Source organism: Methanothermococcus jasoni, from assembly GCF_049075655.1.
In the GTDB taxonomy this organism is placed as follows: domain Archaea; phylum AGJL01; class Methanococci; order Methanococcales; family Methanococcaceae; genus Methanofervidicoccus.
Genome location: NZ_CP157522.1, coordinates 615,632 through 632,165, shown reverse-complemented (window position 1 = coordinate 632,165; position 16,534 = coordinate 615,632). Strand labels below are relative to the sequence as shown.

General features: G+C 32.0%; 20 protein-coding genes and 1 tRNA gene. 10 read left to right on the top strand and 11 right to left on the bottom strand.

The window, feature by feature from the left end:
- Positions 1 to 70 precede the first annotated feature (70 nt).
- Complete coding sequence (locus Mjas_RS03325; RefSeq protein ID WP_421078358.1) at positions 71 to 877, top strand: MBL fold metallo-hydrolase; 807 nt, start codon at positions 71 to 73, stop codon at positions 875 to 877.
- Between the two features lie 11 nt (positions 878 to 888).
- Here the strand turns inward: Mjas_RS03325 and Mjas_RS03320 are convergent, their stop codons facing one another.
- The 6 genes from Mjas_RS03320 to gatE all read right to left on the bottom strand — a co-directional run bounded on the left by Mjas_RS03320 (position 889) and on the right by gatE (position 7,644).
- Positions 889 to 1,458 (bottom strand): zinc ribbon domain-containing protein, encoded by a 570-nt coding sequence (locus Mjas_RS03320; RefSeq protein WP_421078563.1) that lies wholly within the window; start codon positions 1,456 to 1,458, stop codon positions 889 to 891.
- A complete protein-coding gene (locus Mjas_RS03315) occupies positions 1,436 to 1,951 on the bottom strand; it encodes a hypothetical protein (RefSeq protein ID WP_421078357.1) in 516 nt (171 codons plus the stop codon). Before Mjas_RS03315 ends, Mjas_RS03320 begins: the two co-directional genes overlap by 23 nt.
- Before the next feature lie 4 nt (positions 1,952 to 1,955).
- Complete coding sequence (locus Mjas_RS03310) at positions 1,956 to 2,819, bottom strand: YkgJ family cysteine cluster protein (protein WP_421078356.1); 864 nt, start codon at positions 2,817 to 2,819, stop codon at positions 1,956 to 1,958.
- A 109-nt stretch (positions 2,820 to 2,928) separates the two neighbouring features.
- Positions 2,929 to 4,422 (bottom strand): helicase HerA domain-containing protein, encoded by a 1,494-nt coding sequence (locus Mjas_RS03305; protein WP_421078355.1) that lies wholly within the window; start codon positions 4,420 to 4,422, stop codon positions 2,929 to 2,931.
- A 94-nt stretch (positions 4,423 to 4,516) separates the two neighbouring features.
- Positions 4,517 to 5,704, bottom strand: a complete 1,188-nt coding sequence (locus tag Mjas_RS03300; protein ID WP_421078354.1) for a chloride channel protein — start codon at positions 5,702 to 5,704, stop codon at positions 4,517 to 4,519.
- A 20-nt stretch (positions 5,705 to 5,724) separates the two neighbouring features.
- Positions 5,725 to 7,644: a Glu-tRNA(Gln) amidotransferase subunit GatE gene (gene gatE / locus Mjas_RS03295; RefSeq protein WP_421078353.1), complete on the bottom strand. Its 1,920-nt coding sequence runs from the start codon at positions 7,642 to 7,644 to the stop codon at positions 5,725 to 5,727.
- A 212-nt stretch (positions 7,645 to 7,856) separates the two neighbouring features.
- Here gatE and Mjas_RS03290 point away from each other — a divergent pair, with 212 nt between their 5' ends.
- The 8 genes from Mjas_RS03290 (at position 7,857) to Mjas_RS03255 (ending at position 11,468) form a co-directional block, all read left to right on the top strand.
- A complete protein-coding gene (locus Mjas_RS03290) occupies positions 7,857 to 8,267 on the top strand; it encodes an Sjogren's syndrome/scleroderma autoantigen 1 family protein (RefSeq protein WP_421078352.1) in 411 nt (136 codons plus the stop codon).
- A 141-nt stretch (positions 8,268 to 8,408) separates the two neighbouring features.
- Complete coding sequence (locus Mjas_RS03285; RefSeq protein WP_421078351.1) at positions 8,409 to 8,987, top strand: adenylate kinase; 579 nt, start codon at positions 8,409 to 8,411, stop codon at positions 8,985 to 8,987.
- Positions 8,988 to 9,088: 101 nt separating this feature from the next.
- Positions 9,089 to 9,685 carry an EMC3/TMCO1 family protein gene (locus Mjas_RS03280; RefSeq protein WP_421078350.1) on the top strand — a complete coding sequence of 199 codons (597 nt, stop codon included), beginning with the start codon at positions 9,089 to 9,091 and terminating at the stop codon, positions 9,683 to 9,685.
- Positions 9,686 to 9,763: 78 nt separating this feature from the next.
- Positions 9,764 to 9,850 (top strand) — tRNA-Ser (locus tag Mjas_RS03275).
- A gap of 52 nt (positions 9,851 to 9,902) precedes the next feature.
- Entirely contained in the window at positions 9,903 to 10,118 is a 216-nt protein-coding gene (locus tag Mjas_RS03270; protein WP_421078349.1) for a type I restriction-modification system subunit M N-terminal domain-containing protein, read from the top strand.
- Between the two features lie 166 nt (positions 10,119 to 10,284).
- Positions 10,285 to 10,554, top strand: coding sequence for a 50S ribosomal protein L34e (locus Mjas_RS03265; protein ID WP_421078348.1), 270 nt, complete (start codon positions 10,285 to 10,287; stop codon positions 10,552 to 10,554).
- A 28-nt stretch (positions 10,555 to 10,582) separates the two neighbouring features.
- Positions 10,583 to 11,122: a (d)CMP kinase gene (gene cmk / locus Mjas_RS03260; RefSeq protein ID WP_421078347.1), complete on the top strand. Its 540-nt coding sequence runs from the start codon at positions 10,583 to 10,585 to the stop codon at positions 11,120 to 11,122.
- A gap of 112 nt (positions 11,123 to 11,234) precedes the next feature.
- On the top strand, positions 11,235 to 11,468 hold the full coding sequence (locus Mjas_RS03255) for a 50S ribosomal protein L14e (RefSeq protein ID WP_421078346.1): 234 nt from the start codon (positions 11,235 to 11,237) through the stop codon (positions 11,466 to 11,468).
- 113 nt (positions 11,469 to 11,581) lie between these two features.
- On the opposite strand, the gene Mjas_RS03250 is transcribed toward Mjas_RS03255, so the two are convergent.
- From Mjas_RS03250 to Mjas_RS03230, 5 genes are all read right to left on the bottom strand, one after another.
- Positions 11,582 to 11,980 (bottom strand): pyridoxamine 5'-phosphate oxidase family protein, encoded by a 399-nt coding sequence (locus tag Mjas_RS03250; RefSeq protein WP_421078345.1) that lies wholly within the window; start codon positions 11,978 to 11,980, stop codon positions 11,582 to 11,584.
- Positions 11,981 to 12,067: 87 nt separating this feature from the next.
- Complete coding sequence (locus Mjas_RS03245; RefSeq protein ID WP_421078344.1) at positions 12,068 to 12,466, bottom strand: hypothetical protein; 399 nt, start codon at positions 12,464 to 12,466, stop codon at positions 12,068 to 12,070.
- A gap of 45 nt (positions 12,467 to 12,511) precedes the next feature.
- Entirely contained in the window at positions 12,512 to 13,177 is a 666-nt protein-coding gene (locus Mjas_RS03240; RefSeq protein WP_421078343.1) for a TIGR00266 family protein, read from the bottom strand.
- A 67-nt stretch (positions 13,178 to 13,244) separates the two neighbouring features.
- Positions 13,245 to 13,949, bottom strand: coding sequence for an ABC transporter ATP-binding protein (locus Mjas_RS03235; protein ID WP_421078342.1), 705 nt, complete (start codon positions 13,947 to 13,949; stop codon positions 13,245 to 13,247).
- Positions 13,949 to 15,139, bottom strand: coding sequence for an ABC transporter permease (locus Mjas_RS03230; protein WP_421078341.1), 1,191 nt, complete (start codon positions 15,137 to 15,139; stop codon positions 13,949 to 13,951). The genes Mjas_RS03235 and Mjas_RS03230 overlap by 1 nt, the downstream gene beginning before the upstream one ends.
- A 123-nt stretch (positions 15,140 to 15,262) precedes the next feature.
- Between Mjas_RS03230 and Mjas_RS03225 the strand changes: the two genes are divergently transcribed.
- Positions 15,263 to 16,495 carry a COG1361 S-layer family protein gene (locus Mjas_RS03225; RefSeq protein ID WP_421078340.1) on the top strand — a complete coding sequence of 411 codons (1,233 nt, stop codon included), beginning with the start codon at positions 15,263 to 15,265 and terminating at the stop codon, positions 16,493 to 16,495.
- The last annotated feature ends 39 nt before the right edge of the window (positions 16,496 to 16,534 follow it).

Sequence of the window (16,534 nt, the reverse complement as noted above, 5' to 3'; positions counted from 1 at the left end):
TTTAAAAATTTATTTATATTTGAATATCCCTTATTTTTATTGAATTTAAATAATTATCGGATGTGGTAATTTGCGTGTTGAAATAATATTTTTAGGAGCTGGAGGAGGTAGATGGGAAACCATTTCACAGAATAAGGGAACGGGCGGTTTTAGAATACATACTGAAAAAACAAAATTACATATTGACCCAGGTCCCGGAGCTCTGGTGAGGATGAGTGAGTTAAAAATATCCCCATGGAATACAAATGCTGTTTTTGTATCTCACGACCATCCTGACCATTATACTGATGCTGAGGTAATAATAGAGGCTATGACAAACGGTATGATAAAAAAGAGGGGTTATATAATAAGCAATATTTCAGTGTTGGAAGGATTTGGAAATTATGAAAATGCAATATCTAAATACCATCAATCAAAACCTGAAAGAGTTTATTTATTAAATCCAAAAGATTCTGTGGATATTTTGGATGTTAATTTAACAGCAACAAAAACAAAACACGGAGATCCTTTCGGAATTGGTGTAAGGGTAAATACCAATAAGGGAGATATTGGATACACAAGTGATACTGAGTTTATGGAATCGTTAATTGACGATTTCAATGGGGTGAGGGTTCTTGTGGCAAATGTTGTCAGGAAAAAAAATGAGCGTATAAAAGGCCATTTATGTTCAAATGATTTAATAGATTTATTAAATGGAATGGCTAAAAAGCCAGAAATTGTGGTTATGAATCATATGGGATTAAAAATGACCAACCCTATTAAAGAGTGCGAATATATATTGGAAAATACTGATGTTAATATAATTCCTGCAAAAATAGGATTGAAAATCGAGCTCACAGAAGAATCTTGTATTATATCAAATATTCTAAAAAATTAGGAAATATGTTCTTATTTTACCCTTTTGAGTCTATGTCCGCAATATGGGCAAACCATCCATGACGGGTCAATAGGTCTTCTACAATTTGGGCATGTTAAATTCTTTTCTTCCTTTTCTTTTAATCTAATTCCACAATGGGCACAATATGACCATTCCTCAGAAATATTCTTATTACAATTCTTACATCTTTTTACATCATTGAATTCCATATCATTGATATTAGACCCGCAGTTTGCACAGTATTCCCATCCTAAATCTATAATTTCACCACAATTTTTGCAGGTTATTAAATCTCGGGTAAATTTTGTTCCCAAGGCTTTTTTTATTTTTCCAAGGGCTATTAATGCTTCCCTTTTTAATACATTATCCTGCTCCATACTGGATATCCTTTCAATTGAATCTATTATCTCCTGTATTGTCCTTTTATCAGTCATATCTAGGTATTGCAATGACTCAGGATGCATATCTGCAATATCCGAAATTTTCTTTAAAGTTATTAGTTTTGTAGCAGGCACACGGCTTCTAAGCCCTGCCAAAATACTCATTTTTTCTTCTTCATTAATTGGTGTTATCGTCATAATCAACCCTCCTCCAATATGGGATATTAACATCTTTAACTTTTAGCACTCCTAGTTTAATTATTTTGCGGTAATAATAATATACATCCGATGATATATCGGCTTCAGAAACATTCAAAAGCCCCGATATCTCAGCAGTATTTCTATCTATTTTAAATTTGTAATATTCATTTAATTTGCCCGAGTCATTATAATATGCAATTATTTGAACTTCATCAACATTATTATAATGATTAAATACATACCATGTAATATAGCATATTTCAGCTTTGGTTTTGGAGTCAATATTATTTGGAGCTATATCCTGAGATGGGTTTTTAATTTGATATACGATAGATACATTTTTATTGTTTATTTTTTTGGTTTCTATAGCGTATATGTTATATTTTTTTAAGACATCTGCTGCATTTGCATTAGTATATTGAATAACCCATAAAATAGGTATTGTTACCAATATTGACATTATGATTATGATGATTATTTGCTCTTTTTTCATATTTTCACGAAATATCGTTGTATATGCCATAATTTAAAATCTTTGAATCGATAATTCCCTCACCTTTGAATATGTTCCTATATCCGCTCAATTCTTTCCCGATATTTATTAAATAACATATTTCTTTTTTAAAATTTAGTTTTCTAAAATGCTCCCTTTTATTAAGTTCCCCTAAATATCTTATTATTTCTTCTTCATTTTTAATAAATATTTCGCTGCTGAGATTTAATTTTTTCATATTATTATATATATTTGATATGTCGTTGGAAATATCAAGTTTTAAAATATCTCTACATTTTTCAGAGAGCTCATCCAAACTACCACTATCAAAAATATACCTTCCGAGCTCTTCCCTCTCCTCCCATGTGATTAATGTATCGTTATCCAATCTGGTTTTTGCAGAAGATTCCACGCCCATAAGTCTTATTTTATTTAGTTCATCAAGATATAGCTCTTCACAGCATTCTATGGCATGTTTAATTATTTTATCATCGCATTTTCCTTTTTTAATGCCATTACAGTAATGTTTAATTATTAAAAGTAAATCTCCATTCCATTTGACCATAAAACTAAATGGAAATAATCTACACATGGCAGGTTTAAATTCATATCCTTTTTTAATCTGGATATTGCACAAATAGTCTTTATTCAAAAGGACGCATCCCCTCTCATTTATCTTCAATCGTCTATTGAATCCTAAATCGTTTATATCTTCTGTCTTTTCAATATATTCTGCATATTCCTTTAACTTCAAAGCATCAAAATATGATAAATATATTCTCCAATCTTTACAACTGCAACAATATCCGCAATTGATGCATTCATAAGTTATGCCGTCAAAAGTAACTTCCCACTTCGTAGAGCTCACCTCTTTTTTTATGTTATATAATTATTTATGGGAGCTCCCAATGTTATAAAATCCCTTTTTATATTATATTGTAATACTATATTATGTATTTTATTATATTATATATTCATTATAAACCTCCAAACATATCATCAGACGAAAGCCTTTCTTCATTATTGTGGTTATTATTGCCATTGCCCCATATATTTACAATATCTAAATCTTCTCCGCCGTATTCTCCATTAAATTTATTTATCTTAACTATTGCAGGAATCTTTAATGCAGGACCAAGTATTACAGCCTCACCAACATTCAACCCTGGAAGCTGTTTAAGTAGGTCCTCACTTAGATTTTCAGAGGCATGCTGAACATGGGATTGGTCAGAAGGTTCGATTAATTTTGAAATTATTAAATTATTACATTGTGATAACGACTCTTGGTCAAGGGTCTTTGGTCTTTGAGATACAAGGCATATTCCAACTCCAAATTTCCTACCCTCTCTGGCTATTCTCGATATGTATAATTTTGATTTTGTATTTCGGTTCTGTGGAACAATTAGATGAGCCTCTTCAAAGATTATAAATATAGGTTTCGGAGCTCCGTTTCTTAAAGAGTCCTTTCTATCTCGCAATATCTCCTTTGAGAAGTATGATACAATTATATCCATGTCGTTTTCATCCAAGCTTTCAAGTGAAAGTATGTTTATGTGATTTTCTCTTATTTCGTCTATTGGATTATAATGGAGAGCTATTAAATGCTTTTTAAATTGCAACATGTCCTCCAATCTAAAAATTGCAGTTTGAATGCTATCGGCATCTTTTTTATTGATTTCTGCGAATGATTCCAGTTCGATTATCACTTCATTTATATAATCTTCCGCAGAATTGAAATCACTTTCTTTGTATCGGTTTTTTACATTTTTTATCGCCTTTCTAATATAAGGTCTTTGTTTTGTTGCCTGAGCATCTACGCCGGCTAAATCTGCCAAACTACTGCTACTAATATTGTAAATATTTATTTTTGGCTTTATAATATGTGTTTTTAATTTATTATTTGAGTCGTGGGATTGAATGTATTTATACTCTCCATGCACATCACACACAAGCACAGTGGCATTTAATTTATTTAATTCAGAGAGCAACACAGCAACAGTATTTGACTTTCCCATCCCCGTAATTGCCAGTATTGCCAAATGTCTTGAACATAATTTATTTGCATCCAATTTAACAGGAACATCCTTTGAAATAAGCTTTCCTATTTCAATATGTCCATTTGAAAATATCTTTTTTAATACCTCTTCATCAGCACCATATACCTCAGTCCCCGGCTTTGGCGGAGCTCTTGGAATCTCCTTATTATCAATATCTCCCAAGACCTTTATCTTACCCATCACATAAAAAGAATCATCAGTTTCCAATTTTTTTAATTTTAACAAGTCCTCCACATTTAAAACTTCCTCAAAAACTGGACATCCCTGTATTACCCCTTCAATCATTCCAAGAATCTCCTTTCCATCGTCGTATTTTATAGAAACATAACTACCAATCTCTGGAATTTTATCTGATAAAAATGAGAGCTCGGTGTTTGTGGTTTCTCCAATAATGTATCCTAAAATTTCCTTCATAACAACCCCTATAATCATCAATAATTATAACCTATATTTACTATTATTTTTTAGTATTTTCAATATTTAAAATATTACGATGTTTAATTTATGTTTAAAATGTAATATGTTCATATATCGTTTTCCATCTAACTAACTGAAAGCCCATTAATGCCCCAACTGCGGCAGGAATTGAATAATTAAATCCAAATATCTCAACACATAACACGATAGAAGCAAGCGGAACATTAGCCATCGAAGACAGTAGTGTGGCTATTCCAACAACAATGAAGGGCAAAACATTGTGGAATCCCAACAACATTCCAAACAATGCACCTGAACAAGCACCTATGAATACAGATGGAAGAACTAGACCACCAGGTGTTCCTGTTCCAACTGTAAATGATGTTGTATATATTTTTCCAAATAATATTAAACTTAAAGAAATAATGCCATATTTTAAAAGCATTATATTTTCAGTAATTCCTACGCCTAATCCAAGAGATTGTGGTATATAATAACCTATAAGTGCTACAATAATTCCACCCATAAATGATTTAATATATTGGGGATACTTTAAGTTATCAAAAAAATTTCTTATTGAGATATAACTATGAATGTAAATATATGCAATAAACGCACAAAATATGGCACAGATAAATATGTATGGAAAATCCATCGGCGAAAAGTTATAATGGCAAGGGATATCAAAAAGTTTTATTTTTCCATATATTGTAAGATATACCATGTATCCAAAGATACTTGATAATATTGCAGGAAAGCATGATATATATTCGAACCCCTCTCTCCGAACGATTTCTGCTGCAAATATTGCAGAACCGAATGGGGCACATAAATCTCCGCTTAACCCTCCAGCAATACCACTTATTAATAATGCTTTTCTATTTTTTAATTTAAATATTCTGTATAAAAAATCTGCAAAAGAAGCACTAGCCTGAATAGAAGGTCCTACTTTTCCCGCACTCCCTCCAAGACCTATAATAATGCCGGACAACACAATTTTTAGAAATCCTATAAATGGATTCAAACTTATTTTTTCATTAAATGCCCTTAATGTTCTATCAACACCAGACCCTTTTAAATCTCCATATTTATCAACAACATATCCAGCAAATGCCATAGCAAATGGTATGCTAAATACATAATGGGGTGCTAATGAGAAAATCTCTATAAGTTTTGTTATAATAATGGCACTTAAACTACCAACAACACCTATGGATGATGAGATTACCATCCATTTTATAATATGCTTAAATAGGTATATATGGTCTTTATATAACATATTACCCCAAAAATATGTAATTATATATCAATAATACTCCTTAACTTCTCCTTCAATATGCTGTTTATTAACTTTCCATCAGCCTTGCCTCTTAAAACTGCCATGCATCTACCCATTAACATTCCCATTGCCCCCATACCTTTGCTTTTTACAACATCAACGTTCTGGTTTATTATATCCCCTATTATCTTTTCAACCTCTTCTTTTGAAAGTGATTTAAGTCCTTTTATCTCTAAAATCTTATCTAAATCTTTTTCAGGATATTCTGTAAATCCTTTCAATACTTCGATAACCGCCTCTTTTGACATTTTTTCATTAGACAGTCCTTCAAATACCATATCAAAGTGCATTTCAGTTAAAACATCCACATCATAACCTTCTCTTTTAATTTCTTTCAATGTTCCTTCCAATGTTGTGGCAATGAGTGTTGGTTTTATATCCTCATATTTTTTACATAATTCTTCAAATATTTCAACACGGTGGGACATCACCATAATACCTGCTAAATCCCTATTTAATCCATATTCTCTTATGAATCTTTCTAACTTCTCTTCTGGCATCTCTGGTAAATTGTTTTTTATGTCTTCAATCTGTTCTTCATTTATCTTTATAGCAGGAATATCTGTTTCTGGATACATCCTTGCAGAACCTGGAAGGGGTCTTAAATATGATGTGTTTCCATTTTCAAGTGCCTTTCTAGTTTCCTCAGGAACTCCAACAATAGCCTCCTGAGCTCTTTCAACAATTGCATATAATGCCCTATCTACCTTACTTTCTTCATCAGCTACAAGAATAATAGCGTCTTTTTCAGTAAATTCTGTTTTAAGTTTTTCTCCAACATATTCTTTTAACCTATCCACTTCCTCCTGAGTGATTCCATAGTTTGGGAGCTCATCCGTATGGAACAAACCACCCACTCCTGCAATTACCTTTGCCCTGTCTGATAATTCGGTTCCCAACCTTCTACCTGGCTGAATTTCTTTTCCAACAAGTCCTCCAAATCCTTTTAACAATACTGCCTTTATCCTTCCGTTTTTCTTCTTCAATGCCTTTTTAATTACCTTTGATTTTGTGTCTTTTAGGAGCTCCGTTATATCAACGATTTCATCTATAATTTCGGCATTTCTTTCCTTTAATGTGTTTGCTATATCCAGTAAGTTAATCTGCCTAATCACTTCATTTTCAATTATTTTTTCAATTAAATCAAGGTTTTGAACTCCCTTAACCTCTATCCTTGCCCCATTTTTGATTGATATATTCACATCCTGCCTTATTGTTCCAAGCCCCCTCTTTGCCTTTCCAGTGGCTCTTAGTATCATACCTATTCGTCTTGCAGCTTCTTTTCCCATCTTTGGAGATGTGATGTCAGGTTCTGTGGTAATTTCCAATAACGGTATTCCCAACCTGTCAAGACGATATATTATATAGCCTTTTCCATCTTCTATTTTTCTACAAGCATCTTCCTCCAAACATAAACTTGTAATTCCCACTTTTCCATATTCTGTTTCAATATATCCGTCATTTGAAACAAACATCGTTCTTTGAAATCCTGATGTATTTGAACCATCAATTACTATTTTCCTCATTGTGTGGATTTCATCGACTATATTCATATTCATTAAACAGGATACTTGCAATGCGGTTTTTATGGCTTCTTCTGATGGCAGGTGTGGCGGTTCTTCATCCAATTCAACCAAACATGTTGTATCGTTGTAATACTGGTAGATGTATGTCTTGCCCTTCTTAGATTCGATAAGTGCCGCTTTATCTACCTCCCCCATCTCACTTTGGGATGTTCTCAATACTCTTTTAGTCTCACCATCTGGTTCATCGTCCCTTATTATTGTTGGACAGTTGCAGAAAAGCTTCCTTTTTGTGTTTAATTGTTGGTGTATCTCTAAACCTACCTTTAAGCCTAAATTTTTATAATCCATTTCCATTTTATCACCAAATCCATGCTTGCATATATTATACTTACTTACATGATTATAATTATAAATTTAGATTATAAATTATAAATAATCATAAAATGCCTTATACCGAGTAAATAATAAAATATAAGATAATGATATAAAACCTTTTATAATCAATGTGTTTATTTAAGTTTATTGTTTAAGTGATTTAATTTTAAGTTTAAGTTTTTGGTGAGCTCATGCAATATGGGAATGCAAATGAAAAAGAGGATGTTGTAAAAATTGCATCTAAGGAAATGCTCAAAGGCTCCAAGATGCTTGGGAAACACTGTAAAAAATGTGGTTTTCCACTGTTTGAAGATAAAAATGGCAATATATACTGCCCAAATTGTAATTATAATGATTATAATAGCTATAAAAATAATGACACACTTGAAAAAGAAGTAAAAGAAAAAGGAATATCTTGTTTTAAATACTCTCCTTCAAATGAAATAAATAAAATTATGGATAAAAAAATAAGCTATTTATTAAAAAAATTGGACAGCGAAACAGATGTAAGTAGGATAATTGAAATAGGGACAGCTATTGAACTGCTAATTAAATTAAACAATAATTTAAATAATGAAATAAAATATAGAAATAATAAATAATATATACTAGATAAACCTTAAATTCAATGTGCGTTTATTTTTAGTATTAATGTGAATAAAAGTAAGATAAATACTCGGGCATAATTATAGGATTTTTAAAACACCTTATCAATCGTATAAAATTAAAAAAGGTGAAAGTGCATGAAAAATAAATTAGTAGTGATTACAGGAGTTCCTGGTGTAGGTGGCACCACAATTACACAGAAGGCAATGGAAAAATTGAAAGAAGAAGGTATTGACTACAAAATGGTTAATTTTGGAACTGTAATGTTTGAAGTGGCAAAATCTGAAAACCTTGTAGATAATAGGGACCAAATGAGAAAATTAGACCCAGACACCCAAAAAAGAATTCAAAAAATGGCTGGAAGAAAAATCGCAGAAATGGCTATGGACTCCCCTGTTGCAGTGGATACCCACAGCACAGTCAAAACACCTAAGGGATATTTACCAGGACTTCCAAAATGGGTATTGGATGAGCTCCACCCTGACATAATTGTGGTTGTTGAGACGACAGGAGATGAAATTTTAATGAGAAGATTGGGCGACGAAACAAGAAACAGGGATTTAGAAATGACTGGAAGTATAGAGGAACACCAGTTTATGAATAGATGTGCTGCAATGGCTTACGGGGTTTTAACAGGAGCTACTGTAAAGGTAGTTAAAAATAGAAATGGATTATTGGATGAGGCTATTGAAGAGTTAGTTTCAGTTTTAAGATAATTTTATATATTTTATCATTTAACCTTTTTTTAATGATTTTTAACAATAAATTATAATTAAAAATTTATAAAAAAATAAATAAAAATAATACGGGGATAAAAATGTTTGAATCTATTTTCAATATGTTTTATAATTCGTTAGATGCAGTGTTTATGCCACTCATCACAAATATGCACCCTGCTATTGCCATATTAATAATAGCATTTATGGTTTCGTTTATAATAAATTTGGCTACAAAATTGTTGGTTAATCAGGATAGGATGGCAGAATTAAAAAAAGAAATTCAGGAATTCCAGGTTAAAGCAAAAAAAGCAGCAAGAGACCCTGAACTTATGAAACAATTGCAGGAAGAACAGCAAAAAATGATGGCAATGCAAATGGAAATGATGAAGATGAGCTTCAAACCTATGATTTACACATGGGTGCCAATTATTGCGATATTTGCATATTTAAGGCATGTTTATGACTTTGGGGGGGTTATTCATCAATTAAATCCTGCATGGGATGGAGTAGTTGTTCATCTGCCAGTAATATTATCAAAAATACTGTTTGTATCAGTTTTCCATTGGCTGGGTGGCATATTTTATCACGGTGGATTTGGTATAGTGTCTAATGAAGCACTTGGATGGCTTGGATGGTATATATTGTGTTCAATGGCTACATCAATGATTTTAAGGAAGGTTATGGGAATAAAATAATTATATAATTATATATTAATATATTTTTTAACCAAAAAGTATATATATTACTTTATGCATTTAATAAATAGGTTAAGTGCGGAGGTGGTCGAGCCTGGACTATGGCGCCGGACTTGAAATCCGGTGGGGCTTTGCCCCGCAAGGGTTCAAATCCCTTCCTCCGCGCCTTTTTATTTTAGACAATTATATTTATAGATTGAAATATTTGAGTGATAGCGTGGAGAACTTTCAAGAAAAAGTTAATTTAATTTGGAATATGGCTGAATTATTAAGGGGAGCATATAAGAAAGAGCAGTATGGAGAGGTCATTCTCCCCATGTGTGTTTTAAGAAGATTTGACTGTGTTTTAGAATCTACTAAGAAAGATGTATTAAAGGAGTATGAAGACCTTGAAAAGCAGGTGAAATTCTCCCGGAAGTGTATAGAAAACTGAGGGAATCGGCATAATAAATTGAGGTCGTGGCGACTATGAAAAATTTTATATACTATAAATGCATAGTTAATCTACTATTTTATAAATATCCATATATTTTAATAATAAATATGTGGTTATGAAATTAGTTATATAATTATTATTGAAAAACACAGGAGGTAATAATATGCCTGCTCCAAGATATAAATCAGGTTCATTTAAGAAAGTATCAAGGAGAGCTCCTGGAAACAAGACCGTATTGCATTACAGAAGAAAAAAACCTTCAAAAGCAAAATGTGCATCTTGTGGAGCTCTCTTAAATGGTGTTCCAAGAGGAAGAGCATACGAAATTGCAAAACTCTCAAAGACAGAGAAAAGACCTGAAAGACCATACGGTGGCTACTTGTGCCCAAAATGTCTTAAAAGGTTAATGATTGAAAAAGCAAGAAATATATAAATAGAAAGTCATAATAAAAGGTGTTGTGATGATAATAACCATTGGAGGACTGCCGGGAACAGGAACTACAACAATGTCAAAGCTAATATCTGAGAAATACAACCTTAAACATGTATGTGCAGGTTTTATATTCAGAGATATGGCAAAAGAAATGAACATGGAGTTGCAGGAATTCAGCAAATATGCAGAGGAAAATCCTGAAATTGATAAGGAAATAGATAGAAAACAAGTTGAAATGGCAAAGGAAGGAAATATAGTTCTTGAAGGCAGACTTGCAGCATGGATGCTTAAAAATAACAATGTGAATCCAACATTATCGATATGGTTGAGAGCTCCTCCAATGGTGAGATGTGAGAGGATAAGTGAAAGAGAAAACGAAGACCTCGACACCGCATTAACTAAAATGATAAATAGAGAAAATAGTGAGAAGAAGAGATATAAAGAAATATATAATATTGATATAGATGATTTATCAATATACGATATTGTAATCGATTCTTCAACATGGAATATAAACGGAGTGTTTAATATCATCTGTGAAGCAATAGATAATTTAGAAAATAAATAAAATTAAAATATAATAAACTAAAAACAGATGGTATATAAATAACTCCTCCCCTTTTAAAGGATGAATTGTAATTGGCGACAATTACAACAACAAAAACTGAGGTGAGGTATTTATGTCAGCAATTGAAGTAGGAAGAGTATGCATTAAAACATTAGGTAGAGAAGCAGGAAAAACCTGCGTTGTTGTAGATATATTAGATAAAAACTTTGTTGTAGTAGATGGAAATGTTAAAAGAAGAAGATGCAACATAAAACACATCGAACCAACAGACAAAAAAGTTGAAATTGAAAAAGGAGCTTCAACAGAAGAAGTAAAATTAGCATTGGATACAGCAGGCTTATTATAACCTCTTTTTAATTTTTTTAATTCTAATTTTTAAAGTTTTTATCAAATACAGTTCAAAAAAGAAGAATTATGTGTTTTTATATTAGTTTATATGAATTTATACATTTTATTTATTCAATCTTTTGCTATTAATTTTCCAGCATCTTCTCCAGATTTTAAGTTGTATATTTCTTTTATTTTTATTACAACAGCCCCTTTTGGAACTCTTCCAAACTGTGCATCTATTTCTTTTGCAACTTCAAACCATTCCCCTTCTGTGTAGTATTCTGCAATTCCTTTATATTGGAATGGATTCTCCCTACAATCTGATGTTGCAAGAGCCACATTTGGGTTTTCTTTAATATTCTTTAAGGTTTTATGCATGAAGTTATCACATATTACAACAGTTTCATCATCTACTACTTTGAGAGCTCTCATAGGAGCAACATTTGGTATTCCATCTTTTGTAGCTGTTGTGAGAAATACAACAGATTCGTTTATTGATTTTTTCATTTCTTCAGTTAATTTCACCATAATATCACCACTTATGTGTTAAAATATACACAGGCATATTTTTCATCTTTTCCTATTTATTTTTATTCATTTTCTTATTTTTCCAATCTATATATTTAATTTATTAATCAACCATGGGGCAATGACCAAAGTTAAAAGAACAATGCCCCACAATCTTCCTTCAAAAATATTGTAGTCAGCCAGTAGTTTGCTCCATGAATAACCTACAACATAATGCCCAAATAGAAATTCAAAAGTAATTGTTAATATTAACCATATGATACCCAGCATTAGATATTGAGTGCCTGTTGCTTCAATATTCACAATTTTTAGAAAAATATATGTGAATAAAAATATAATACAGATAAATATAATTGAACTAATTTGATGTGCAGGGAGCTCACCTATTTTGGGAGCATATATAGTTTCCCTAATAACTGCATTGAGTATTGCTAAAATTAAAAGAACAACCCACGCCCCCAATCCATAGAGGTATAATTTTAACATAGATTCACCTATTTTATATGGTCTTAATAATTTTTGATTTAATATTTACTTTCTACCTACTGGCAAATACTTCATTAAAAAGTCCGCAAAGCTTTCCATATTTCTTGTCTGAATATATACTTTTCCAGTGCCTCTGAATTCATAAACTGCACCTTCTCCACCAAGTAATGATGATTTTAATCCACCAATTCTTCTTAATGAATAAGACAATCCATCTGTGAATCCAACAAGATTGCCGTTATCAACTATCAAACTTTCATCATTCAATTCCACAGTTTCAAGAGCTCCGAAGGATGATAAAAACACATCCCCCTTTCCTTCAAGCTTCATTAAAAATAATCCTTTGCCTCCAAAGAATGATTTTGCCCCTCCAAATTTTGTATTGATATTTATATCTGGTGATGATGCCATATATGCCCCACTTTGAACATACAGAGCTCCATCCAATTCATGATGAACTATATCCCCAACATAATTTGGAGATAGTGCCAATATCCCCGTTCCACTGAATTTATTTAAAAATATATTTTCTCCAACTACTGCCCTTTTTAGAGCTCCCATCAATCCCCCGCTCATATTGGTTTTTATGTTAATATTACTATCCATATACACCATTGCACCAGTTTCAGCTATGATGCTCTGATTTTGGAGATTTATTTTTAATAAAGAGTATGCAGGTCTGTATTCTATTTTAAAATCATATTCTACCATATTATCCCCCGTTTTAATATTTTTTTTGTTGAATGATTATGCAATTAATTTATCAGTTATACAATAATTATTCTCCAATAATGTTATGTTCTTGATTTTTCACAATATCTATAATTTCACCATCCTTCATTTTTACAACCTTTGTGGCGTATTTTGTATATTCTTTCTCATGTGTGACCATTATAATAGTTATTCCATTATCATGGAGCTCCTTTAAAATATTCATAACTTGATACCCGCTTTTACTGTCCAAATTCCCGGTGGGTTCGTCTGCAAATATTATCTTTGGACGGTTTGCAAGAGCTCGTGCTATTGCCACCCTCTGCATCTGACCCCCACTTAATTGATTAGGATAGTGCTTCTCTCTGTGTTCGAGGCCCATGATTTTAAGCAATTCCTTGGCTCTTTTTCTTCTGTAATTTTTATCCATGTCATTAAGCACCATTGAGAGCTCCACATTTTCCAGTGCAGTCAATGTATTTAATAGGTGGAATTGTTGAAATATAAAGCCACTTATTTTTCTCCTGAATACCGCTCTTTCATTTTCACTCATCAAAGTGGTTTTTTTACCATTGATATATACAATACCTTTATTTGGAACATCCAAGAGACCAAGGATATTTAAAAGGGTGGATTTTCCGCATCCGCTTGGTCCTGTTATTGCCACGAATTCCCCCTTATCTATTTTTAAATTTATTCCCTTTAAAACCACAGTTTTAGCCTCCCCTGTTCCATACACTTTCCACAGATTTCTCGCTTCTATAAATGTCATTATAATCCCCTCAAAGTATCGATTGGATTTAATTTTGCTCCACTTCTTGCAGGGAAATATCCGCTAATTACTCCAACAATAAACGAGAAGCATAAAACTCCAACTGCGAGCTCCCATGAAATCCATGCTTGAATCATACCATACCCCATATTTTGAGCTATTATTTCAACTAATTTGGCAATACCTACACCAATTATCAAGCCCACAATTCCACCTAATAAACCTAAAAATCCTGCTTCAACCACGAATATTGATAGTATCGTCGTGGTCTCTGCACCAAGTGCTTTTAAAATCCCAATATCTTTCCTTCTTTCCAAAATGCTCATATGCATGGTGTTGGAGATTCCAACTGCACCAACTAATAAAGATATTCCAGCAACCCCTGCTACAAACATAGTTAAAACATTTAATATCCCACCAATTGATTTTGCCATCTGTTCAGCAGTTAAAACGCTGAAATTATCCGTCCCCATGGACTTTTCCAAGGCATCTTTTATATCCTCTGATACTTTTTTAATATCTGCACCATCTTTGATTTTCACCATTATGTAGTTATACTCCCCTTTTTTATTAAATAGTTCTTCACCGGAGCTCATGGGTATCATTACCATATTATCATCTTGCTGGTTGCCCACCTGAGTCATGATTCCAACAATTTTAAATTTTTGCCCACTGATATATATTGAGTCCCCCACTCTTAATTCTTTTTTGAATAAATTATGTGCCACTCCATAACCTATCATACATTTATAGTTGTCATTGTCTGATAACCACCGTCCTTTTTCAATTCCATACCCTCCCACATCAGAATAAACGGATTTTAGAGTGGATGGTTTTGCATAGTATATATTTACGAAATATTTTTCATCTCTATATTCAACATTAACTCCACTATACCACCCATATAGGACTTCATCCACCCCCCTTATATTTTTAATTGCTTTAACCTCTTTATCTCCAAAAAGCTTGGATGGTGGAGTTCCAAACTGTTTCATCGGAAAAATTTGTATTTTATTTGCCCCCAATTTCGCAGTTTCTTCCTGTATGTAATTTTGAACTCCGTACCCCAAAGAAATAAGGCTGACTATGGCCACAATACCTATTACAATTCCCACAATTGTTAGCAAACTTTGAGTCCTTTTTTGGGTTATGTTTTTTCCCGCAAAGGAAATAATATCTGCTGGTTTCATAATTTCACCAAATTTGAATATGGTATATTTGATAATCAATGTATATTATATGCCTATATATTATGTAATTATATATATTATAATGGATATAATGTATATAGTTTAAACTAAAAGAGGGGGATTATGAGAAAAATATTTTCTATTTTAATTTTGACAATATTTTTAACAACCTCTATAAATTATGGATTAATAGTCGATGACCCGCAGTATAGGGTGGATAAAATAATACCTGATGAAAAATCTCCAAATATAATTCATCCGGGAGATGATGTGGATTTGTGGTTTAAAATAACAAACAACAACAACCGAAATGTAAAGGATATAATAATAACAATTACACCACACTATCCATTTGAGGTAAAACAGGTAAATCCAATAAAAGGAACAGCTACATTATCCCATCTAAATACTGGTGAAAGTGATACTGTATATTTTAAGCTTCATGTAAATGAGGATGCACCATCTCAAAATTATAGAATTGATGTAAATATTGTAGCAACTGAGTATGAGGAAAAAAAGGGAGAGACATATGAAAATAAAATAAATTTCACAAAAATATACTATCTTCCGATTTATGGAATCGCAAAATTTGAGATAGATACCAACAACGGCAACAACATAACTCCATCAGAAACAAAAGATATTGACATAATACTTAAAAATAAGGGGACAGGAATTGCAAAATACTTAACGCTCAATTTAAAGGGAACTGAAAATGTCAATATAGTAGGTCCTGCAACATTCTATTTAAAATCCGTAAAACCTGGTGAAAATAGCAAGATTTCAGCAAAAATTTATGCCCTCACCAAGGCAGATGATGGAATTTACCCAATAACCGCAATAATGTATTGGACTGGGGAAGATGGAACCATATATAATTCAACGATTCCCATAAATATAAAGGTTGTAAAAGTAATACATAACAACAGTGTTTTTGTATATTTGGATGGATATAAATACAATCCTGACGCTTCTGAAATAGTCATAGGGGTGGCAAATAGGGGTTCAACCACCATAAAACACTGTGTTTTGAAAATAAGTGGGATAACTGAATTAAACAATAATTATATCAAATATATTGGAGATTTAAATGAAGATGATTATGATACAGTATCCTATAATGTATATGGGAAGTTAAATGAAACCCAGCCTGTAAAAGTTGATTTAACATATTTTGATGACTACCATAATGAATATCATATTTCAAAAACATTTAATATAACATTTAAGGAACATACAAAAGTTAAATCCAGTGTAAATTATTATTATATGATAATAGGTCTCTTAATATTGATTATTGTATGGTATATCTATAAAAAGAGAAAGAAAAAAGAAATGGATGAATATGAAGAATAATCATCAACATCATCATTATAAAATAAAAAATAGATATTT

Bases quoted from the DNA above. Each gene is read 5' to 3' on its own strand.
- Mjas_RS03315 (WP_421078357.1), bottom strand. From the start codon at position 1,951: ATGAAAAAAGAGCAAATAATCATCATAATCATAATGTCAATATTGGTA.
- Mjas_RS03305 (WP_421078355.1), bottom strand. From the start codon at position 4,422: ATGAAGGAAATTTTAGGATACATTATTGGAGAAACCACAAACACCGAG.
- Mjas_RS03300 (WP_421078354.1), bottom strand. From the start codon at position 5,704: ATGTTATATAAAGACCATATATACCTATTTAAGCATATTATAAAATGG.
- gatE (WP_421078353.1), bottom strand. From the start codon at position 7,644: ATGGAAATGGATTATAAAAATTTAGGCTTAAAGGTAGGTTTAGAGATA.
- Mjas_RS03290 (WP_421078352.1), top strand. From the start codon at position 7,857: ATGCAATATGGGAATGCAAATGAAAAAGAGGATGTTGTAAAAATTGCA.
- Mjas_RS03285 (WP_421078351.1), top strand. From the start codon at position 8,409: ATGAAAAATAAATTAGTAGTGATTACAGGAGTTCCTGGTGTAGGTGGC.
- Mjas_RS03280 (WP_421078350.1), top strand. From the start codon at position 9,089: ATGTTTGAATCTATTTTCAATATGTTTTATAATTCGTTAGATGCAGTG.
- Mjas_RS03265 (WP_421078348.1), top strand. From the start codon at position 10,285: ATGCCTGCTCCAAGATATAAATCAGGTTCATTTAAGAAAGTATCAAGG.
- cmk (WP_421078347.1), top strand. From the start codon at position 10,583: ATGATAATAACCATTGGAGGACTGCCGGGAACAGGAACTACAACAATG.
- Mjas_RS03255 (WP_421078346.1), top strand. From the start codon at position 11,235: ATGTCAGCAATTGAAGTAGGAAGAGTATGCATTAAAACATTAGGTAGA.
- Mjas_RS03250 (WP_421078345.1), bottom strand. From the start codon at position 11,980: ATGGTGAAATTAACTGAAGAAATGAAAAAATCAATAAACGAATCTGTT.
- Mjas_RS03245 (WP_421078344.1), bottom strand. From the start codon at position 12,466: ATGTTAAAATTATACCTCTATGGATTGGGGGCGTGGGTTGTTCTTTTA.
- Mjas_RS03240 (WP_421078343.1), bottom strand. From the start codon at position 13,177: ATGGTAGAATATGATTTTAAAATAGAATACAGACCTGCATACTCTTTA.
- Mjas_RS03235 (WP_421078342.1), bottom strand. From the start codon at position 13,949: ATGACATTTATAGAAGCGAGAAATCTGTGGAAAGTGTATGGAACAGGG.
- Mjas_RS03230 (WP_421078341.1), bottom strand. From the start codon at position 15,139: ATGAAACCAGCAGATATTATTTCCTTTGCGGGAAAAAACATAACCCAA.
- Mjas_RS03225 (WP_421078340.1), top strand. From the start codon at position 15,263: ATGAGAAAAATATTTTCTATTTTAATTTTGACAATATTTTTAACAACC.